15 protein-coding genes and 1 pseudogene are annotated in these 21,319 nt (G+C 40.0%); 8 read left to right on the forward strand and 8 right to left on the reverse strand.

All coding sequences use genetic code 11. The features are described 5' to 3' along the window. Positions 1 to 31 precede the first annotated feature (31 nt). Positions 32 to 859 carry a 23S rRNA (guanosine(2251)-2'-O)-methyltransferase RlmB gene (gene rlmB, locus PLEUR7319_RS0131465; RefSeq protein ID WP_019509225.1) on the forward strand — a complete coding sequence of 276 codons (828 nt, stop codon included), beginning with the start codon at positions 32 to 34 and terminating at the stop codon, positions 857 to 859. A gap of 17 nt (positions 860 to 876) precedes the next feature. On the opposite strand, the gene PLEUR7319_RS0131470 is transcribed toward rlmB, so the two are convergent. Together PLEUR7319_RS0131470 and PLEUR7319_RS0131475 are read right to left on the reverse strand one after the other, a co-directional pair. Next, entirely contained in the window at positions 877 to 1,692 is an 816-nt protein-coding gene (locus PLEUR7319_RS0131470; protein WP_019509226.1) for an alpha/beta fold hydrolase, read from the reverse strand. A 25-nt stretch (positions 1,693 to 1,717) separates the two neighbouring features. Continuing rightward, positions 1,718 to 2,095: an endonuclease domain-containing protein gene (locus PLEUR7319_RS0131475; RefSeq protein WP_019509227.1), complete on the reverse strand. Its 378-nt coding sequence runs from the start codon at positions 2,093 to 2,095 to the stop codon at positions 1,718 to 1,720. A 632-nt stretch (positions 2,096 to 2,727) separates the two neighbouring features. On the opposite strand from PLEUR7319_RS0131475, the gene PLEUR7319_RS0131485 reads away from it, so the two are divergent. Next, positions 2,728 to 4,857 (forward strand): CARDB domain-containing protein, encoded by a 2,130-nt coding sequence (locus PLEUR7319_RS0131485; RefSeq protein WP_158441900.1) that lies wholly within the window; start codon positions 2,728 to 2,730, stop codon positions 4,855 to 4,857. 313 nt (positions 4,858 to 5,170) lie between these two features. Continuing rightward, the gene (locus PLEUR7319_RS0131490; protein WP_019509230.1) at positions 5,171 to 7,417 is read left to right on the forward strand and encodes a hypothetical protein; all 2,247 of its coding nucleotides are present in this window, start codon (positions 5,171 to 5,173) and stop codon (positions 7,415 to 7,417) included. Between the two features lie 82 nt (positions 7,418 to 7,499). Here PLEUR7319_RS0131490 and PLEUR7319_RS0131495 read toward each other — a convergent pair whose 3' ends face one another. The 6 genes and pseudogenes from PLEUR7319_RS0131495 to psbD form a co-directional block, all read right to left on the reverse strand. Beyond that, positions 7,500 to 8,768: an RNA-guided endonuclease TnpB family protein gene (locus PLEUR7319_RS0131495; RefSeq protein ID WP_019509231.1), complete on the reverse strand. Its 1,269-nt coding sequence runs from the start codon at positions 8,766 to 8,768 to the stop codon at positions 7,500 to 7,502. 192 nt (positions 8,769 to 8,960) lie between these two features. Further along, entirely contained in the window at positions 8,961 to 9,344 is a 384-nt protein-coding gene (locus tag PLEUR7319_RS0131500) for a hypothetical protein (protein ID WP_019509232.1), read from the reverse strand. 286 nt (positions 9,345 to 9,630) lie between these two features. Continuing rightward, a pseudogene (locus PLEUR7319_RS41745) lies at positions 9,631 to 10,600 on the reverse strand (IS110 family transposase). Positions 10,601 to 11,271: 671 nt separating this feature from the next. Next, complete coding sequence (gene lysS, locus PLEUR7319_RS0131510; protein WP_019509233.1) at positions 11,272 to 12,993, reverse strand: lysine--tRNA ligase; 1,722 nt, start codon at positions 12,991 to 12,993, stop codon at positions 11,272 to 11,274. 424 nt (positions 12,994 to 13,417) lie between these two features. After that, a complete protein-coding gene (gene psbC, locus PLEUR7319_RS0131515) occupies positions 13,418 to 14,800 on the reverse strand; it encodes a photosystem II reaction center protein CP43 (RefSeq protein ID WP_019509234.1) in 1,383 nt (460 codons plus the stop codon). After that, positions 14,784 to 15,842: a photosystem II D2 protein (photosystem q(a) protein) gene (gene psbD, locus PLEUR7319_RS0131520; RefSeq protein ID WP_019509235.1), complete on the reverse strand. Its 1,059-nt coding sequence runs from the start codon at positions 15,840 to 15,842 to the stop codon at positions 14,784 to 14,786. Before psbD ends, psbC begins: the two co-directional genes overlap by 17 nt. Positions 15,843 to 16,370: 528 nt before the next feature. On the opposite strand from psbD, the gene PLEUR7319_RS0131525 reads away from it, so the two are divergent. The 5 genes from PLEUR7319_RS0131525 to acsF all read left to right on the forward strand — a co-directional run bounded on the left by PLEUR7319_RS0131525 (position 16,371) and on the right by acsF (position 21,218). Next, entirely contained in the window at positions 16,371 to 16,931 is a 561-nt protein-coding gene (locus tag PLEUR7319_RS0131525; RefSeq protein ID WP_019509236.1) for a photosystem I assembly protein Ycf4, read from the forward strand. Positions 16,932 to 17,025: 94 nt separating this feature from the next. Further along, positions 17,026 to 17,787 (forward strand): peptidylprolyl isomerase, encoded by a 762-nt coding sequence (locus tag PLEUR7319_RS0131530; protein ID WP_026102903.1) that lies wholly within the window; start codon positions 17,026 to 17,028, stop codon positions 17,785 to 17,787. A gap of 219 nt (positions 17,788 to 18,006) precedes the next feature. Continuing rightward, positions 18,007 to 19,140, forward strand: a complete 1,134-nt coding sequence (locus tag PLEUR7319_RS0131535) for a beta-ketoacyl-ACP synthase (RefSeq protein ID WP_026102904.1) — start codon at positions 18,007 to 18,009, stop codon at positions 19,138 to 19,140. 204 nt (positions 19,141 to 19,344) lie between these two features. Then, complete coding sequence (locus PLEUR7319_RS0131545) at positions 19,345 to 19,926, forward strand: Uma2 family endonuclease (protein ID WP_019509240.1); 582 nt, start codon at positions 19,345 to 19,347, stop codon at positions 19,924 to 19,926. A 215-nt stretch (positions 19,927 to 20,141) separates the two neighbouring features. After that, positions 20,142 to 21,218, forward strand: coding sequence for a magnesium-protoporphyrin IX monomethyl ester (oxidative) cyclase (gene acsF, locus PLEUR7319_RS0131550; protein WP_019509241.1), 1,077 nt, complete (start codon positions 20,142 to 20,144; stop codon positions 21,216 to 21,218). Positions 21,219 to 21,319: the final 101 nt, after the last annotated feature.

The raw sequence follows: 21,319 nt of genomic DNA on the forward strand, positions 1-21,319 counted from the left end.
AGCTTTCCTTCCAGTATCAAGCTTAAAATTAATGAAACCTAAGTATTCATATAATCGGCAGCCCAAAAAAATCATACAGAAAAGTAAGTCTCCTCCCGGGGAGACTTCTCCCCAAAATAAAGCAGAAATTGATTTAACTTACGGTCGTCATCCAGTTTTAGCTGCACTAAAAAGCGATCGCCAAATTAATCGGATTTGGGTGACAGGAAAATTACTTGGTCATGGGCAATTTTATCCCTTAATTAAAGAAGCTAAGGCTAACGGCACAATTATTGATGAGGTGGATTCTCGCCGTCTCTCCCAGTTAACTCAAGGAGGCAACCATCAAGGAATTGCGATTCAAGTTGCTCCTTACTCTTACTGGGATTTAACCGACTTAATTAATCGAGCCAAACAAACACCTGATCCTGTGATCGTCATTGCTGACGGAATCGAAGATCCTCACAACTTAGGGGCAATTATACGTACGGCGGAAGCTTTAGGAGTTCAAGGATTAGTTATTCCCCAACGTAGAGCAGTTGGTGTTACTTCAACAGTCATGAAAGTAGCCGCAGGTGCATTAGAAAATATGGCGATCGCCAGAGTGATTAATTTAAACCAAGCAATTACTAAGCTTAAAGAAGCAGGTTTTTGGATTTATGGCACTACTGCCGATACCGATAAGCTTCTACACGAAACTAATTTCAGTGGTGCGGTAGGTTTAGTAGTCGGTTCAGAAGGCAAAGGTTTAAGCCAGTTAACCGAGAAAAATTGCGATCAGCTAGTAGCAATTCCTTTAGTGGGGAAAACCCCCAGTCTTAATGCTTCCGTCGCCACTGCGATCGCACTTTATGAAGTATTTCGGCAAAGACAATTTTGATTACTGATTACTGATCTTTATTCTTTCCCAAACCTAAATTGATCGAGCCATTTTTGGATATCTGCTAAAACTAAGTCAGGAATTTCCCAAGGGAAGAGATGGGCGACTTGGGGATAATTTTTATATTGACAATTTTTAAGATGTTGGGCAGTTTTTTGACTAGAGTAAGCAGTGATATGGCGATCGCATTCTGCCGATAACATTAAACAAGGAATATTTATTCGATGTAAATCATCTAGGCGATTATAACCCTGTCTAATTGCTGTTGATAAAGCTGTATTTGCTGCCTTGGAAGTTTGCCAATAAGCAGGAGTTCCTTCTTTAGCTAAATAATGATAGGACTCAGGACTATGATGACTAACTAAATAACGGAAAAGCGATCGCTTACCAAAAGTATTAATATTCCACTGCCAACCAGGTTTTAGATAATTAATTATGCCCCCGATACCAGTAAACAATAAATCCTGTCTAGTCGGCCTAGGATGACTACTAAGGGGATGGGCAGCAGTGGCGATTAAAACCATTCCACTGAACCTTTTTGAGTCTGCCAGGGCTAATTCCATCGCGATAATACCCCCTAATGACCAACCCAACAGCAAACAACGATCAATTTGATGTTTATCTAGTAAAGTTGTGAGATCATTTATATGTTCCCGCATTTCAAAATTTTGCTGACATTGACTTTTTCCATAGCCACGCAAATCGGGAGCAATAGTCTGATATTTCTGGGAAAGATAATTAGTAAATACAGACATACTAGCAGCAGAACCAGGATGACCATGTAAGCAGAGAATGGGAAACCCTTGTCCTTTGATTTTCGTATTTAGATCCATAAATTTAATTTTAATTTTAGTCTAATCACTTTAAGGAACTTAAACCTTCAATGCGATCGCAAACTACATCAAAATTATGTAAGACCTCATCATTAGTAAAGCGAATCACCATCAAACCATAACCTTCAAGAATATTAGTTCTTTTTGCATCATAAAACTGTCCCGCTTCGGTAAAATGAGAAGCTCCATCAACTTCAATCACCAACTTCAACGCAGCACAATAAAAATCCACAATAAAATATGCGATCGGTCTTTGTCTCAACACCCTAAACTTAAAACTTCTCAGATAGCCATACCAAAGTTTTCTCTCTGCTGGGGTCATATTCTTCCGCAATTTTCTAGCTTTTTCTACCAAATTAGAATTATAGGGAAGATGAAAACTATTCAAGTTGCGATCGCGCATAATTATTTATTTATGAAGCAGCTGACACTCCTAGGATTCCCTCAAACAGTTAGAAAGCTTACGAGGATTTTGTCGAGTTTTAATACTTTCTACTCAACGCCTTCTTTTCCCCCCTTTATAAGGGGGGCAAGGGGGGATCCCAACCATCAACATCAATCCAGGATCCCCCTAAATCGCCCTTAACAAGGGGGACTTTATTAGTAAAATTCTGCATAAATCTTGAATGTGAAAAAACACAAATTAAATTTACAAAAAATATAGTCAACAACACTGAATTAATTATATTTATCATTCAAAAAATCCGTGCATATACACATCAAACAGATTGCCAAGTATTATCACTATTTTCACTGAATATTACTAATGAAACAAGCATTCGTTACTAAGTAATATTGCACCAACTAACATCTGTCTATATGTTTTTTCTTACTGTTAAATACTGATTTCCATGCTCTACTTAAAATAAAGCAATATTTTACTCAGTTATTAGACCGAAATAGTACTGAAATCATTAAATAAGCTTCATATAAAAAATATAAAAAGAATAGCATAATTACTAGTTTCAAAATCAATAAATACTGAATAACATTGAACGGTTAATGTTGCGCGGAGTATTTTTAAATAATAAACTTATGGCAATAGATCTAACTAGTACATTTTTCAATATAGTTCAAGAGCAGACAGATTTCGGACAGGCTATAAACGTTGAGTTTACTGTCAAAAATGATGGTGATATGGACGTAGATCCATTTTCCCTTGACATTTTCTTAAGACCCAATACGAACATTGGCGATCTCAATGATGAATCTTATCAGCTTGGTACTTATGACATTGTAACTGGACTTAAAGCTGGAGAAGAAGTTACTAAAACCTTCAAATACTCAACCCCTGCTGCTGATAATCCCTTTTGGGTAGGAGAAGGAACTTACTATGCAGGTTTATTTATCGACCCCGATTTTGAAATTGATGAAACTGATCTCTTCAATAATTACACAGGTGGGTCATCCGCAGATTTCCAGGTTTTTTACGACTCATATGAAGTTGTAGACTATGGACCGTCAGATCTCGCTGCTAGTAGCATAGATGTTGGCGGAAGCGGTCTTCAGCCAGGCGATCACGTTCCGCTGACTTTTACAGTTGAGAATCTCGATCAAACTAATCCTGCCCATCCTTTTTCCATCGACATATATCTAAATTCAACTCAAGGCTCATTTGACCCAGATAGCGATCTCAAACTTGGGTTTTATGATATCAGAGAGGTCTTAGATCCTGGAACTGGTGTCACTAAAAGCTATACCTATACTTTACCTGGAGTAGATGATGCAGTTTGGGATGCTATCGGTGATGGTACCCATTACATCCATCTCGATGTTGACCCAACTAATGAAGTTGAAGAATTCGATGACGGCAACAACAGTGGTCAAGGTTTAGGGTTTGATTCTGTTTCATTTGACGTTTCGGGAATCAATGATGCTCCTGATTTAGTCGTATCTCATTTTTCGGCTCCTGATAGCTTTAATGCTGGAGATACTATTTCAGTTGATTATGAGATTGCCAACATCGGTGGTTTAGACGCTGAGTCCTTGGCTGCTGGTTTTTATATCACTACAACAGATTATCTTGCTTCTGGAGAGCCTGTTGGTGTTGATGATGTTCCCGGAATTCTATTCTTGCAAGGCGATCTCGATTCTTCGCTATTTGACGTTGCAGCGGGTGCCAGTACTGGTATAATGACCACTGATTTGACTATCCCTGAAGGATGGGGTGGTTTTTCTGGTGACGGTGAGTACGTGATCGGTGCCATTGCTGACGTATTTGATGATGTTACTGAAGGCGATGAGAACAATAACAGTAACAATATTGCCGATCAAGATTATCAAACTGTCTCTATCGCAGCTCCTGATAACACTGGAGCAGTAGATTTAGAAGGCTCTTATTTTGAACTTGGTACTGACGAGATTGAAGCCGGAGGAGAAGTTGATTTAAGTTTTGAAGTTGCCAATAAAGATATTGGACATGTTGGAACTTTTGATATTGATCTCTATCTCTCTCACGATGAAAATATCTCCGCCGATGAAGATTATTATCTTGGTACCTACACTATCGTAGACGGCATTATAGGTCAGACTGATACTGGAGTGAAGAGCTTTACTTACCACGCACCAGAAGCTGGAGATCCTTTCTGGCAAGGTGGCGATGCTCCTTATTATGCAGGAATGATCATCGATCCTGAGAATCTTGTTGCCGAAACCGATGAAACTAACAATAGTAATTTCGGTGAAGGTTTAGACTTCGCTTCTACTCCTAAAGTTGCCGACTTAATGTCTAAGAGTTTGGAGATTGTTGGCGATACTGATACCTTCAGTGCTGGAGATACTATCGAAGTTCAATACGAGATCATGAACGAAGGTACAGGAGCAGCAGAAGATTTTGCGGCTGGTTTCTATCTCTTTGATGACGAGTATGCAACTAGTAATGAAGAATTAAGTATTGATGATGTACCAGAGGTATTCTTCTTACAAGGCGATCAAGCTTCTTCTTTAATCAGTCTGGAGGCTGGCGAAAGTACTGGTATGGTTACTACTGAGCTAACTTTACCTCAAGAGTGGGATGGTTATCTCAACGCTTCTGGAGGTCTTAATCTTGGTGTTGCAGCCGATCCTTACCAAGACGTTGATGAAAGTAATGAATTGAATAATAGCCTCAATGGTGCTGGCGTTGATTACCAAGAGATATTCATTACCTCTGATAATGTCGCATAGTATTTCATGTTACGATAGCAAATTTTCTTATCGACATTTAATTAATTAGGTAGGAAGAAATCTAATCTGTTTGTTGCCGAGAACATAAGGTTTGATCACGGCACTAATAAAATTAAGTTCAAGGAGAATTAACCAAGTCGAAAAACCCAGATAAATCATAGATCGAGTTACGAAGAACCTAAAAATACCCTCAATTATTTTTATCGGACTAAGGCGATCGCCTTAGTCCTTTCTTTTGTTTTAAGAATTTTAGTTAAGGATTAAGATCTATATTGATTTAGTATCTTGCTAACTGCTACCTGTTGATAAATATATGTCTCATCCTCTCTACGTCGCTTTTGTTTGGCATCAACATCAACCCCTATATAAGTCAAGAGAAGCAGATTCCGATGCCTGGGGGCAGTATCGTCTTCCTTGGGTTCGTCTGCACGGTACCAAAGATTATCTGGATTTAGTTTTGATGCTAGAACGTTATCCTAAATTGCATCAAACGGTAAATTTAGTACCTTCATTAATGTTGCAGCTAGAAGATTATGCTGAAGGTGAGGCGATGGACCCTTATTTGGCACTGGCATTAACTCCTGCAGCTCAATTAAAGCCTAAAGATAAACAGTATATTATTAAGCATTTCTTTGATGGGCACTATCACACTTTGGTTGAACCCCATCCTCGTTATGACCAACTGTACCATCAGCGTCAGAATAAAGGTGGTGCTTGGTGTTTAGAAAATTGGACTGATCAGGATTATAGTGATTTACTGGCGTGGCATAATCTTGCCTGGATTGATCCTTTATTTTGGGATGATGCCGAGATTGCAGCATGGCTCAAACAGGGTAAGAATTTTACTCTCAGCGATCGCCAGAGAATTTATTCTAAACAGAGAGAAATTATTAGCCGCATCATTCCTCAGCATAAAAAGATGCAGGATCAGGGGCAGTTAGAAGTAACAACAACTCCTTACACTCATCCAATCTTACCTTTACTGGCAGATACTAACGCTGGTCAAGTAGCTGTCCCCAAAATGATTTTGCCCCATAGTCGTTTTCAATGGTCAGAAGACATTCCCCGCCATTTGAGTATTGCCTGGGAGATGTATCTAGATCGATTTGGTCAAGAGCCTTATGGTTTATGGCCCTCGGAACAGTCTGTTAGCCCGACGATTTTGCCCTACATTACGAAGCAAGGTTTCAAGTGGATCTGTTCCGATGAAGCAGTTTTAGGCTGGAGCATTAAACATTTTTTCCATCGTGATGAAGCTGGAAATGTCTACGAACCAGAGTATTTATATCGTCCCTACAGGCTGGAAACTGAACATGGAGACTTAGCTATTGTTTTCCGTGATCACCGTCTGTCAGATTTAATTGGCTTTACCTATAGCGGTATGACTCCTCGTCATGCAGCAGCAGATTTAATTGGACATTTAGAAGCGATCGCTCGTTCTCTCAAATCTCATCAAGATAACCCCGATGCTGCTTTACAAAAACCTTGGCTAGTAACAATTGCCTTAGATGGAGAAAACTGCTGGGAATACTATCATCGTGATGGTGCACCCTTTTTAGAAGCTCTGTACGAACGTTTGAGTCGTGATGAGGATATTAAACTGGTAACGGTAAGAGAATTTATTGAGCAGTTTCCACCTACAGAGACCCTTCATGCCGAACAATTACACAGTGGTTCTTGGGTAGACGGCAACTTTACAACTTGGATTGGCGATCCTGTGAAAAATCGGGCTTGGGAATTACTAACCGAAGCCAGAGAAACTTTAGCCAGACATCCTGAAGCAACTGAAGAAACCAATCCTGAAGTGTGGGAAGCATTATATGCAGCAGAGGGGTCAGACTGGTTTTGGTGGTTTGGAGAAGGTCATTCTTCTAATCAGGATGAAATGTTTGATCAACTATTTCGGGAACATATTTGTGCTATCTATCAAGCCTTAGATGAGCCAATTCCCGAAAAAATCTATCAGTCAGTAGACAAACATGAAGTCAAAGGCGATCGGGCTCCCCAAGGCTTTATTCACCCAATTATTAACGGTATTGGTGACGAACAGGATTGGGATCGTGCAGGCAGAATCGAGGTCGGTGGTGCCAGAGGCACAATGCACCGCAGTAGTGTAGTGCAGCGATTATTTTATGGTTTAGATCATCTGAATTTTTATCTTCGTTTAGATTTTAAGGCTGGAGTTCAGCCAGGAAAAGATATTCCAGGGGAATTGCATTTACTGTGGTACTATCCCAATGTCACCAACCATAACAGTCCCGCACCAATCGCTAGTCTACCCGATGAACCACCGTTAAACTATTATTTTCACCATCATTTAGGCATCAACTTGATTACAGATTCAGTTTGGTTACAAGAAGCCCAAGCCCATTGTCAATGGCATATTCGCGCCTGTCGAGCTGAGGCAGTATTCGATCAGTGTTTAGAAATTGCCGTCCCTTGGGCTGATTTACACATTGAACCTGATTATCCTTTAGAAATACTAGGTATTTTTGCCGATCATGGTGAATATCGAAGCCTTGTTCCTGAAGACAAGTTTATTGTCTTATACGCTCCGTGACTTTTCCCAACGCTTCAGCTAACGCTTCACTCAGATTATAGCGTGGGCTTCCTCACCTCGCGGTAAGGAGCTTACTGCCCTGTCAGACTTCGCGCGTTCCCAAGCGGAGGAAACCTCCGCGGGGTCGCTCATCTGATTTGCGCCACTTATCTAGGCAAAATGCCCCCGACAGCCCGACTTGACAGTCTATTTCTTTCCCCCAAAGTCCTTGGGTACTATGTTTTTCTATGCCTCGGTTACACAATTCTTGAGCTGATGCTATATCTCTATCAGTTTCGTACAGACACTCAGGACAAGAATGCATTCTATCCTCTAGTTCCTTTTTGACTTCAATACGGCAATTAGGACAAGTTTGACTGCTGCCACGATGATCTATTTCATCAACAAAGACATTTCGTCTTTTGCCAACATACTTGAGTATTTGTCTGAACTGACCAAAAGCAGCATCTAGCGTATGCTTACCTAAAAATCCTTTTGCCATGATACGGAAGTCAATATCTTCGAGGAAGATAGTATCTGCCATATTACATAATTTATGGGCAAGATTGAACTGGTAGTTCTTACGAACAAAAGCAATATGATTGTGCATTGCTTCTACTTTATTTCTGGCTTTTTCGTAGTTACTAGAACCTCTTTGTTTCTTAGACAGTCTATGTTGTAGCACTTTCAGCCGACTGTATAGCGTCTTGAAAAACTTACGTCCTGGCTCGACAAAACCATCAGAAGTAGCACAATAAGATAACAAGCCTACATCAACCCCGATACAGTGACCATGAAACACTGGGTCAGGTATCTCAATATCCGAACCAATGGCGATAACAGCATACCAACCCTTAGCTTTTTTCAGTACTCTTACTTGCTTGACTACAAAGCCATCTGGTATCGGTCGATGCAAGTTGATTAACACTAAACCAAGTTTGGGTAGTTTTACATGGTATCCAGTAACAGGATTAGTTTTGAACTGAGGAAATAATATAGATTTTAATTGTCCATATTTTTTCCACCTTGGAAAACCATAACCTCTGTCTCTGAAGAAATCCCAAGCATCATGCAGTCTTCTAATATTCGTTTGCAATACTTGTGAAGGGACTTCTTTGAGCCGAGGAAACTTCTTTTTAGCTGCTGGTAGATTGTTTTGCTGTTGCCCATATCCAGGAAACGGATAATTAGGAGGCATGATATATTCTGATTCCAGACTACACCTATCAACTGCACACTTACGAGAACCAATGTAATCTTTGATTTCTCTGAGTGCATAGTTATAGCAGATACGGCAAGTTTCTAACCACTCTAGTAGTCGCTCTTGCTGCGCAGCATCAGGATAAAATCTATAGGTGTAGTTAAGTATCATACAAATTATTCTACTACACTTTTTAGTTATGGTAAATTACTAATTGTAACGGTTCGATGCCGTTACAATTAGTTTGGGGATAGCTGTATCCCAACACTCATCACTATATGCGAAGCGGTATCCTTTAGGACATCCTTGGTGATAGAGCGTGGGACTTAGCTATCCCCCAAACCCCCTATAAGTTAATTCCGTTTATTTTTCAAAATAAAAATATTGTTCCGTTCCTTCTTCTAAATAAACCATTTCCGTGGCATCAAGTCTAATGATATTGAGGTAGGAAGGTACAGTTTTTTGAATGATTAATTTACTGCCATTACAAACATACGGAGTAGTAACATCCAGAAATGGATCAATTATCAAATTTGTCATTCCTGCACGATTAAATTGATGCGTCATCGGTAATGGTGACGCAATTTTATTGTGATCGAGGGAAGTTGATTCAGATACAAGAGTCCACGTACCAAATAAATTATCATCACAAGCTGAACTGATACTCTTGGATTGCTCTTCAGCATAAGAGACTGTATTGGAAGTTAAACCAAGGATAGCTAAGAAGATAAAAATAAACTGTTTCATCTAAAAACTGAAATATAAAAGATGTCACCAAGATGACATTCTTCTAAAGTCGAAGCAGTGACTTCAGTCTTTTTAGCTAGCAAAGCAGATATTTTGACTAAACTTTAGTTACGAAGGGGTTTCCTAAAGCGATTGTCTTGAATGTCAAGTTAAATTTGTCTTTTTCAGGCGATTGCGCCAAGCGCACTGGCAGAGCCAATCGCTACGAACAAAATTAAGCCAGGATAATTGGTCATCACACCAATCGTTGACTGCGATGCTATTTGCTTATAAATAGTAGTTAAATTTAATCAGTAATTTGAGGTTTCCAGAATGAATTGTTTTTCATCATGGCATTCAAAATAATCAAAAGCTTATGCATACAAGCCGTCAGTGCAATTTTTTTGAGTTTGCCTTTATTAACTAGACGCTCATAAAAAGCTTTAATTACAGGATTAAATCTTACGGCAACTAAAGTCGCCATATACAAAACACAACGAATTTTAGCTCGCCCACCCCAAATTTTTCGTTTACCTCGAAACTTACCGCTGTCGCGATTAAGAGGTGCGACACCAACTAAGTAAGAGATTGACTTGTGAGAGATTGTGCCTAATTCTGGTAAAGAGGAAATCAAAGTGACGGCTACGACTTCCCCAATTCCAGGAACACTGGTCAACAAATCCATTTTCTGTTTCCAGTCTTCATTAATTGCGATTGCGCTCCGCGCAGTGGCAAAGCCAATCGCCGAGGAAATTTGAGATTCGATATCTTTAAGTCTTTTTTTCAACCATTCGATGTGTTCGTCAATATCGGTCTGAACTGAATTAGTTTTGCCACGGCGACGATTTTTCTCGGCAGTAATCATGTCGCTGATTTGACGACGACGGGCAACTAAATCCTCTAGTTGACGAGAAGATTCATCACTTATTGGTCTGACTTCGGGGCGAATCGCATTTCTCTAAATGGGCTAATACACGAGCATCAATAACATCTGTTTTAGCTAACTGTCCTGTTGCTTTGGCAAAATCTCTTGCTTGTCTAGGATTGATTACTGCTACAGCTAATTCTGCTTGAGTCAGTTGGATTGCTGCATCAATTTCCATACCCCCCGTTGCTTCCAAGACAATTAACTCTGGTTGAATATTTTTTAAAGTTTTAGCTAGTTTCTTTATACCTATTTCATTGTTAGTTACTTGGAACAGCTTTTCTGATGGACGGATATAAACATCCAAACTTTTTTGACAAACATCTATTCCTACCCACTGTTTTTCACTCATGAGTTTTCTTCTCTTTCGTGATATTTTTTATGGTTGTGACTCTCGCTCATCTGACTCTTCCTTGCAAAAATACGGTTTTTATTTATACCTGGCGATTGTTTGAGTTTATCTGAGGAGAGAGAATTAGCAGTGACCCAGCTTTAGGGCGGTTTTGAGCAACCGAGGATACCACGGTCTACTACTTTCTCTAAACTACCAGGATTTGATAGTTTAATTTCAAGATACAACCTATATTTCGCACGTTACTAATGAAGTATGATAGATTATCGGAAAAATTGCTAATTTTGTCAGATTTTGATTGTCACATCTTGAAATGTTTTTGATTTCTCGCGATGACATGATTGGGACTTAGATCGCCAAAACCATCTCTTGGCAATGGATTTGAATGAAATTCATTAGAAGTATAATGCAACTCGCGAAATGTGGGATACAAGGATACCCTAAAGGGTTCAGCAGTACATGCGGCGAACCGAATCGCCTTTGTTTTAAGCGGGACAAAGGCCAAGCGTATGGCCGCATCGTACCCCGCCAACGAATTGCTTCACCGCTTCGCATATGGGGGAAAGTTCCCCCAGAGAAGACTTGAATTATTACCTATAACTAATGTTCCACGGAAGATACAACAGTTTCATTCGAAAACATTACGCATTCTCAACTCTATAATCAACAATTTAGACTTCTCGATCAAAGCCAAACTTGTCTCTAATTTGAGAGTTAAAATATTGACCGACAGAGCTAGTTTCTTTTAGCTCTTTGTAAATTGATTCGGGGACATCGGAATATTTATAGATGCTACCGTTACCAAAAACGATACGGAGAGTTTGATGCTCTGCATCATAGTCAAAGGATTTAATGGCCGTACTTTGATTTTTGAGTAGAGGAAAAGCAATCACATCTCGAATACTAGGAGAGTCGCTTAAGAGCATTACCAGGCGATCTATACCAATCCCTAAGCCACCGGTAGGAGGCATACCATATTCTAAGGCCGCTAAAAAGTCTTCATCAATATCTTGAGCTTCTAAGTCTCCTGCTGCTTTCTTAGCTGCTTGAGCTTCTAATCTCTGCCGTTGATCTTGGGGATCAGTTAACTCTGAAAAACTGTTGGCAGTTTCTCTCCCGACCATAAACAGTTCAAACCTTTCGACTAAACCTGGTTTATCTCGATGGGGTTTGGCTAAGGGAGAAATTTCTAGAGGATAGTCAATGATAAAAGTAGGCTGAATTAAAGTTGTTTCTACTTTTTGTTCAAAGGCTTCATTGAGTAATTTGCCGATAGTTTGACATTCGGCTGGTACCTCAATACCTGCATCTTTAGCCGCTGTTTTGGCAGAATTAAAGTCAGTAAACTGAGCAAAGTCAACCCCCGTGGCATCTTGAACAATTTCGTGCATGGTAACTCTACGCCAAGGAGGTGTGAGATCAATTTCGTCTCCTTGATAGGTAACTTTAGTTGTACCGAGAACTTCTTGAGCAACGGTCGTAATTAGATTTTCGGTTAACTCCATCATGTCGTGATAGTCAGCATAGGCTTGATACACTTCAATGGAGGTAAATTCAGGATTATGGCGGGTAGACACCCCTTCGTTACGGAAAATTCTGCCCAACTCAAATACCTTTTCAAACCCACCGACAATTAACCTTTTGAGGTGTAATTCGGTGGCGATGCGGAGATATAAATCCATCTCCAAAGTGTTGTGATAAGTAATAAATGGACGGGCTTCTGCTCCACCAGCTTCACTTTGCAGGACAGGAGTTTCGATTTCCAAAAAGTCCCTAGTTTCCAAATAACGACGAATTGCCGCAGTAACTTTGGCTCGCAGACGAAATGTTTGTCTTACCTGTGGATTGACTATTAAATCTACATAACGCTGACGATAACGCTTTTCAGTGTCGGTTAAACCATGCCATTTATCAGGGAGAGGTAATAAAGATTTAGTCAGAATTTGAAACTCACTGACATAGACGGAAAGTTCGCCTTTTTCCGTTCTTTTGATTGTACCTTTGACACCTAAAATGTCACCTGTGTCCGATAGTCTTTTAAGATGGTTAAATGGTCCCACCAAGTCAGACATGGTGTTGTTGATTTTTTTCTTTTCTAGATAAAGTTGAATTTTTCCCGTTTCGTCTTGTAGTTCAAAAAATGCCAGTTTACCAAAGACACGACGGGCCACAATTCTACCTGCGATCGCAACTTGATCTTCTACTTCTTCACCACTGGCTAAATCAGTATATTTTTCCTGTAACTCAGCAGCATGGTGGCTTAATTCCCACTTATAAGCATAGGGATTTAATCCCAATTCCTTAATTTGGGCTACCTTCTCAATTCTGGTAGCGCGAATTTCTTCTAAGTTAGAACCACTTTGAGGCTTTTTCTGGGAATTCTCTGCTGCCATTACTACTAAAATTTATATTATGTGTCAAGATTGAATCAATAATTCAGTTTGCCAATTGTGATTACGTCCTTGACGTAGCTCACAAATCGCTCTCTAAAAGGTAACGAAATTAGTTACACTTTCGCTAGCTTGATTGAAGAGTAATGCACTTTCTATTTTTAACAAACAGATCGAATTATAACGTATTAGAGAACTCGATCAGACTCAATTTTTATTTGACTTTTTTTGGATTTTAGATGTTGACTAAACCGTGGAAAATAACTATTGGTTATCTTGGGTTGATTAGTCTTTTAGCAGTTAAATCCTAGCTAAAAGCTAAGAGCTAAGAGCTAAAAGCTTTTTGATAAAAAATAAGCCCCTGCTAATCAGCAGAGGCTTCATATTTTTAAACCTTAATTAGACTAAAAATAACTTCAATAGCTAATTAGTCTAGATCGGGCATAGCCAATGTAGGTTCTGTTTCGCGGTCAATACCTTTTTCAAAACCACCAGCAGCAGCTCTAGCTCTACCAGCATGCCATAAGTGACCTACTAGGAAGAAGAAAGCTAAGATGAACTGGAATGCAGCCAACCATTGACGGATGTTTACGAAGTTGAAGGAGTTGGACTCAGTGATAATACCACCAACAGAGTTGATAGAAGCATTAGGAGCATGAGTCATGTACTCAGCAGCGCGACGTAATTGCCAGGGCTGAATGTCATTTCTGATTTTGTCGAGGTCGATACCGTTAGGACCACGCATAGGCTCTAACCAAGGACCACGGAAATCCCAAAAACGCATGGTTTCTCCACCAAGAATAATTTCACCAGTAGGAGAGCGCATGAGATATTTACCAAGTCCAGTAGGTCCTTGAGAAGTACCAACGTTCGCGCCCATTTGTTGGTCACGAGCTAAGAAAGTAAAAGCTTGAGCTTGAGAAGCTTCTGCGTTTGTTGGACCATAAAACTCACTAGGATAAGCGGTGTTATTGAACCATACGAAACAAGCAGCAATAAAGGACATTAAGGAGACTGCACCAATACTATAGGAAAGGTAAGCTTCTCCATTCCAAATCAATGCACGGCGTGCCCATGCAAAAGGCTTGGTCAGAATATGCCAAATACCACCACTAATACAAATCAAACCAATCCAAATATGACCACCAATGATGTCTTCCATGTTATTGACACCAATAATCCAACCTTCACCACCAAATGGTGCTGCAGTTAGATAGCCGAAGATTGTACCAGGATCAAGGGTAGGATTGGTAATTACCCGCACATCTCCACCACCAGGAGCCCAGGTGTCATAAACGCCACCAAAGAACATCGCTTTGAACACTAGTAGAAATGCACCTAGTCCAAGAAGAATCAGGTGATAACCAATGATGTTAGTCATTTGGTTCTTGTCTTTCCAATCTTGACTAAAGAAGTTGGAGTAATCTTCTAACGTTTCTGGTCCACGAAGAGCGTGATAAATACCGCCTAAACCAAGAACAGCGGATGAAATTAAGTGTAAAACACCAACAACAAAGTAGGGGTAAGTACTAATGACTTCACCACCAGGTCCTACACCCCAGCCCAAAGTTGCTAGGTGAGGAATAAGAATCATGCCCTGTTCATACATGGGCTTTTCTGGAACATAGTGTGCAACTTCAAAGATAGTCATTGCACCAGTCCAGAACACAATTAAGCCAGCGTGAGCAACGTGCGCGCCCAGTAGCTTACCAGAAAGATTAATCAAACGAGCATTTCCTGCCCACCAGGCAAAGCCTGTGGAGTTAATGTCGCGACCTGCGCCACCGGCAGGATTAGAGAGCGTTACCACGTGGTAGAACCTCCTCTGGGAATTCAAAGTTTTGATGTGGTTGGTCTTGAGTTGCCATCCAGGCTCTCAGACCTTCGTTGAGCAAAATATTTTTGGTGTAGAAAGTTTCAAACTCAGGATCTTCTGCTGCTCTCAACTCTTGAGATACGAAGTCATATGCTCGTAAGTTCAACGCAATGCCGATAATCCCGATACTTGCCATCCATAGTCCGGTTACGGGGACGAACAACATAAAGAAGTGTAACCAACGTTTGTTGGAGAAAGCAATCCCGAAAATCTGTGACCAGAAACGGTTTGCTGTCACCATACTATATGTTTCTTCTGCTTGAGTTGGTTCAAACGCTCTAAAGGTGTTCGCTTCGCCACCGTCATCAAATAAGGTATTTTCTACTGTTGCTCCGTGAATCGCACACAATAATGCTCCACCGAGAACACCTGCTACTCCCATCATGTGGAAGGGATTCAAGGTGAAGTTGTGGAATCCTTGTACAAACAGGATGAAACGGAAGATTCCCGCCACACCTAAGCTAGGTGCGAAGAACCAACTGTGCTGCCCTAAAGGATAAAGCAAAAATACCGAAACAAATACGGCGATGGGGGCGGAGAAAGCGATCGCGTTGTAAGGACGAATTCCTACGAGACGAGCAATCTCAAACTGACGGAGCATAAAGCCAATCAATGCAAAGGCACCGTGGAGAGCGATGAAAGCCCACAAACCACCGATTTGACACCAACGGGTAAAACTCCAAGCAGCTTCAGGACCCCAGAGAAATAGCAGGGAATGACCCATGCTATCTGCGGGAGTGGAAGCGGCTACGGTCAAAAAGTTACATCCTTCGAGGTAAGAACTTGCTAGACCGTGAGTATACCAGGAAGTCACAAAGGTAGTGCAGGTGAGCCAACCACCAATGGACAAGTAGGCACAGGGGAAAAGCAGAATACCCGACCATCCTACGAATACAAATCGATCGCGCTTGAGCCAGTCATCTACCGCATCAAAGATGCCGCGTTTAGCTGGGGCGCGTCCTACTGCTATTGTCATATTTTCTAATCCTCTTGCTTGAATAAATAGAGCGCAAGATTTCTCAAAATTTACTTTTCTATCATGCCTTAGGCAACTACTTCAACAAATTGTTGAGAAGTGCCAAGTTTTATAAAACTTTACCAGATTTCCAGGTAATATTCTCAGTTATTGGCTGGGATCGCCATTAATATACCGTTACAACTTATTCTCTAAAAGAGGATTCAGGTAACAGACATTAAATTAACATGAAAGTAGCCCGCTATAGGGAAGAGAGCGATTTCCAGATGGAAAATACAAGTTACTCAAGTCCCACAATAGCCCTTAGATAATTATTAGCAAAATTTTTACAAAATGACACAAAAACAATTAAATTGAGAAAAATCTTTAAGCTTTTAGTTGGCTACTAGCAATTAAGCAAAGTGGAATTTATGTGGGATCAGCACTTAATGGAAAAATAAAATTTAGTTATAGATTTTCCTGGAATTCCCCAATACTAGGCAAAGAATATTAGTCAAAGAACAATAATTAAATTACGATAGTATAGCGATGACCACTAATCAAACTACAAAACAAACTCTTCGACAAGATATTTTAGGCTCACGCAGGTTCAGTAACTACCTGTGGGCTACCATAGTCACTATTGGTGGTACAGGATTTTTACTAGCAGGATTGTCAAGTTACCTAAAAACCAATTTACTAATTGTTTCTGATACCAGTCAGTTACAGTTTATTCCCCAGGGAGTTGCTTTGACTTTCTATGGCGTAGCTGGCTTACTACTAGCAGCATATCTTTGGCTATTGGTGACTTGGAATGTCGGTGGCGGATACAACGAATTTAATAAGAAAACAGGAAAAGTCGTGATTTCTCGTTGGGGTTATCCAGGCAAAAATCGACGAGTAGAAGTAGATATTCCCCTCACTGATGTTCAATCTGTTAGAGCTGAAATTCGAGACGGACTTAGCCCCAAGCGTACTCTATATTTACGTTCAAAAAAGAGAAGAGATATTCCCCTTACTCGTGTGGGCGAACCAATAGCTCTCTCAACTCTGGAAAATCAGGGTGCAGAATTAGCAAGATTTTTAGCAGTCCCCCTAGAAGGACTCTAAGCTGTGAAAAATGTCAACTGAATATTCCCAGTCCGGCAAAATTTAGGCTAAAAAGGTCATTAATGTAAGGGGTTAAACAGTCAAAACTATAACGATGATTAAGAAAACAAATATGTGGCTAATCAAGATGTTTTCGTTACTGCTAGTTAGTGGTTTAGTTTTGGGAGGCTGCTCTACATCAGCGACAGATGTTTCCCAATCATCTGCATCATCTGATAATCTGGCAAATAATCAATCACAATTGGCGATCGCCGAAAATAAAAATAGTAATAAAACAATGAGTAATAATTTGCCTCAACTGGAAGGGATGGCGACTGTCGAATTGCAGGTTAATGGTTCTCCTATAACCATTCAAGTTAATGGTACAGAAGCTCCATTAACTGCTGGCAATTTTGTCGATTTAGTCGATCAAGGTATTTATGATGGATTAGTATTTCACCGAGTCATTCCTGGTTTTGTTGCTCAGGGTGGAGATCCTCAAGGAAAAGATCCTAATTTTTCTGGACAATTAGGTACAGGTGGTTTTATAGATCCTCAGACTGGTCAAGAACGTCGTATTCCTCTGGAAATAAAGCTTGATGGTAAAGAGAAACCTATCTATAGCAAAGCTAAATTACCTTCCCAGTCTGTGGTACTTAAACACGATCGCGGTGTAATTGCAATGGCACGTTCAACGATGCCTGATTCGGCTTCTTCCCAATTTTATATCGCTTTAGAAGACTTACCCTCTTTGGATGGAGATTATGCTGTCTTTGGTAAAGTTCTAGAAGGAATGGATGTAGTAGATAGCATTAAGCAAGGAGATCGCATTACTACCGCCACAGTAGTTGAAGGCGCAGAAAACCTTAAGAAATAGGAGAGTTTTCAGTTTAGATGGAGAGTTACTGATTCAATTACCCTAGACTTAAAATTTAGAATTTTAAAGTAATTCAAAAACTTTATCTACATCAGTTTGACGAAGTTACAAGCTTTTTAATTGATAAATTCATAACTGTTGAGATTTTTGAATGCCTCATTATTTAATCAGAAAAACTATAACTCCAAACTCCAAACTTAGAACTCCGAACTCACGTATATGAATGTAGTTGTTACTGGGATAGGATTAATGTCCTGTCTCGGTTCACTCCAAACAACTTGGACTAGTATCTTACGAGGGAAATCCGGGATTAAGCTCTATCATCTTTTTCCTGAACTTTCTGCTTATCCTCTAGGTTTAATTAATCCTCAAGCAAGCAAAATAGACAAAATAACTCAACAGTTGCTGTTGGCTACTCTCCAAGATGGAGGATTACAAACTCCCTTAGATAAATGTGGGGTAGTAATTGGTTCTAGTAGAGGGTGTCAGGCTAGCTGGGAAGAGTTAGCGACTCAAAGATATAACTCTAATCACTCAAGTAACTCAATTTCTAACTGGTTATCTACCCTCCCCGATCAACCAGCGATCACTACTGCTCGCTATCTTAGAACTAAAGCACCAGTCCTAGCACCAATGGCAGCTTGTGCGACAGGAATTTGGAGCTTAGCCAGGGGTTATGAGTTAATTAAAACTGGTCAATGTCAAAGAGCGATCGTGGGTGCAGTAGAAGCTCCGATTACGCCTCTTACTTTGGCAGCTTTTGAGCGAATGGGTGCATTAGCTACTACAGGTTGTTACCCTTTTGATTTTGCTCGAGAAGGGTTGGTTTTGGGAGAGGGGGGAGCAATGTTTATCCTTGAAACAGACGAATTAGCTGCCCGTCGTCAAGCTAAAGTTTACGGCAGAATATTAGGATTTGGATTAACCTGCGATGCCCATCACATCAGTGCACCTCAAACTGTAAAAGGGAGTGCAGCTAGAGCTATTAAACAAGCTTTAGAGCGAAGTAATTTGGAACCGCAGGCGATCGACTATCTTCATACTCACGGCACGAGTACTGCTTTAAATGATCGCCATGAAGCTCAATTAATTCAACACGTATTTCCTCAAACAGTTGCCACAAGTTCAACTAAAGGAGCAATAGGACATACTCTAGGAGCATCAGGAGCGATCGGCACTGCTCTGACTCTAATGGCACTCCATCACGGTTACTTACCTCCCTGTGTGGGGTTAAACAATTTGGAATTCGATCTCGATGTTGTAACTCAAGCGAGAAAAGCAGAAATAAACTATGCAATGTGTTTCTGCTTTGGCTTTGGTGGTCAAAATGCTGTAATAACTTTAAGTAAATAACTCTGTCTTTAGACTCAGAGTAGATCTAGTAAATAAACTTTAGTTTAGAAGATGGTCATCAAACAAACAAGCTTTATAAGTCTGAACATTAGTTTTACTAAGATCTCCATAGCGTGAATCAGATTTTTGTTCGTTTTCTTCTGTAGACATAAGATATTACTTACAATGGTTATATCTTGACAGTAGGTTTAATTTTCTCAAATAATGACCGCTACAACACCTATATTGACTTTGGAAGAATACCTTACTTATGACGACGGTACTGATAATCATTATGAATTAGTAGATGGAAAATTGGTTAAAATGCCACCTGAAAGCGATCGCAATAATATAATTGCTCTCTATCTACTGTCAGAGTTTCTCAAGCTTGTTCCAATTAAGCTGATTCGCCATAAAGACACTGAAATTGTAGTTACAGGCAATCGCGCTAGAGTAAGAATGCCTGACTTGCTAATCTTAACTGAGGAATTATTGGTAGCAATTGGTGGTAGGCGAGCTACAATTACCTCTGATATGCCATCTCCTATTTTGGCTGTAGAAGTAGTTTCTCCTGGCAAAGCTAATAGAGACAGAGATTATAGATACAAAAGATCTGAATACGCTGCAAGAGGAATTATTGAATATTGGATTGTCGATCCTGAATTTTCTAAAGTGACGGTATTATCCTTGATAGATGGTCTGTATGAAGAGACTGTATTTGAAGATGAACAAATAATAACTTCTACCGTTCTTCCTGAATTTTCGCTAACAGTTGCTCAGGTCTTTAGGTTTGAGGAAAATTCCTAAATAATTCAGAACATAATATTGAACAATAACCGTCGTGCATTCTCGTTCCAAGCTCCAAGGATGTAGAGCGTGGGATGAGTTAATGTTTGTGGTTAATATTCATTAACAAACAGTTGAAAGACATCCCAACTATTAGAGAATATGATCTGAGTAACCTCTGATGATGGCAATTAGAGCCAGCTTGTCTAGATAAAAAAAGTTAAGTATTAAAAATAATGGTAGATAGCCTTAAGAAACCACAGTTTGAGGAAGTACGCCCTGGAGTTAAATCTCCTGCGGAAGAAACAATTCTTACTCCTCGCTTCTATACAACCGATTTCGAGGAGATGGCTAAGATGGACATCTCTGTCAATGAAGATGAATTGAGAGCGATTTTAGAAGAGTTCCGCGTTGACTATAATCGTCATCATTTCGTTCGAGATGAGCAGTTTCAAAAATCTTGGGATAGCATTAGCGGCGAGACACGCAAGCTCTTTATTGAATTCCTCGAACGTTCTTGTACCGCTGAGTTTTCTGGCTTTCTCCTCTATAAAGAATTAGGTAGACGTTTAAAAGGCAAAAGCCCTGTATTAGCTGAAATTTTCACTCTCATGTCACGAGATGAAGCTCGTCATGCAGGTTTTCTCAACAAAGCACTATCAGATTTCAATCTTTCTCTCGATTTAGGATTTTTAACTAAAAGTCGCAAATATACTTTCTTTAAGCCTAAATTTATCTTCTACGCCACTTACCTATCAGAGAAGATTGGTTACTGGCGTTATATCACTATTTTCCGCCATTTAGAACAGCATCCTGAAAACGAAATTTATCCTATTTTCAGTTTCTTTGAAAATTGGTGCCAAGACGAAAACCGTCACGGTGACTTCTTCGATGCCATTATGAAGTCTCAACCCCAATTCCTCAATGATTGGAAAGCTAGATTGTGGAGTCGCTTCTTCTTGCTGTCAGTATTTGCGACTATGTACCTTAATGACGTTCAGCGCTCTGGTTTCTACGCCTCTTTAGGTTTAGATGCCAGAGAATATGATAAACACGTCATTGATAAAACTAACGAAACCGCAGGAAGGGTTTTTCCAGTTATTTTGGATGTAGACCATCCTGATTTCTACAACTGCTTAGAAAAATGTGTAACCAACAACGAGAAATTAACTGCGATCGCTAATTCGAATGCGCCCGCACCCGTTAAATTCTTACAAAAGCTACCTCACTATGTATCTAACGGTGTAGAGCTAATCAAAATGTACTTCATCAAGCCAATTCGTGTAGATAACTTGGCTGGGACTGTTCGCTAAAATTGCCATTGGTAATTATTACCTGTTTATTCAAGTCCTGTTTGTGACAGGGCTTTTTTCATGAGCGTTGTTGATTTAAATTGGCAAAATCAACAGTTGGA

It is taken from the genome of Pleurocapsa sp. PCC 7319 (assembly GCF_000332195.1).
GTDB lineage: Bacteria > Cyanobacteriota > Cyanobacteriia > Cyanobacteriales > Xenococcaceae > Waterburya.

Coding starts and splice junctions, on each gene's coding strand:
- rlmB (WP_019509225.1), top strand. CDS start 32: ATGAAACCTAAGTATTCATATAATCGGCAGCCCAAAAAAATCATACAG.
- PLEUR7319_RS0131470 (WP_019509226.1), bottom strand. CDS start 1,692: ATGGATCTAAATACGAAAATCAAAGGACAAGGGTTTCCCATTCTCTGC.
- PLEUR7319_RS0131475 (WP_019509227.1), bottom strand. CDS start 2,095: ATGCGCGATCGCAACTTGAATAGTTTTCATCTTCCCTATAATTCTAAT.
- PLEUR7319_RS0131485 (WP_158441900.1), top strand. CDS start 2,728: ATGGCAATAGATCTAACTAGTACATTTTTCAATATAGTTCAAGAGCAG.
- PLEUR7319_RS0131490 (WP_019509230.1), top strand. CDS start 5,171: ATGTCTCATCCTCTCTACGTCGCTTTTGTTTGGCATCAACATCAACCC.
- PLEUR7319_RS0131495 (WP_019509231.1), bottom strand. CDS start 8,768: ATGATACTTAACTACACCTATAGATTTTATCCTGATGCTGCGCAGCAA.
- PLEUR7319_RS0131500 (WP_019509232.1), bottom strand. CDS start 9,344: ATGAAACAGTTTATTTTTATCTTCTTAGCTATCCTTGGTTTAACTTCC.
- lysS (WP_019509233.1), bottom strand. CDS start 12,993: ATGGCAGCAGAGAATTCCCAGAAAAAGCCTCAAAGTGGTTCTAACTTA.
- psbD (WP_019509235.1), bottom strand. CDS start 15,842: ATGACAATAGCAGTAGGACGCGCCCCAGCTAAACGCGGCATCTTTGAT.
- PLEUR7319_RS0131525 (WP_019509236.1), top strand. CDS start 16,371: ATGACCACTAATCAAACTACAAAACAAACTCTTCGACAAGATATTTTA.
- PLEUR7319_RS0131530 (WP_026102903.1), top strand. CDS start 17,026: ATGATTAAGAAAACAAATATGTGGCTAATCAAGATGTTTTCGTTACTG.
- PLEUR7319_RS0131535 (WP_026102904.1), top strand. CDS start 18,007: ATGAATGTAGTTGTTACTGGGATAGGATTAATGTCCTGTCTCGGTTCA.
- PLEUR7319_RS0131545 (WP_019509240.1), top strand. CDS start 19,345: ATGACCGCTACAACACCTATATTGACTTTGGAAGAATACCTTACTTAT.
- acsF (WP_019509241.1), top strand. CDS start 20,142: ATGGTAGATAGCCTTAAGAAACCACAGTTTGAGGAAGTACGCCCTGGA.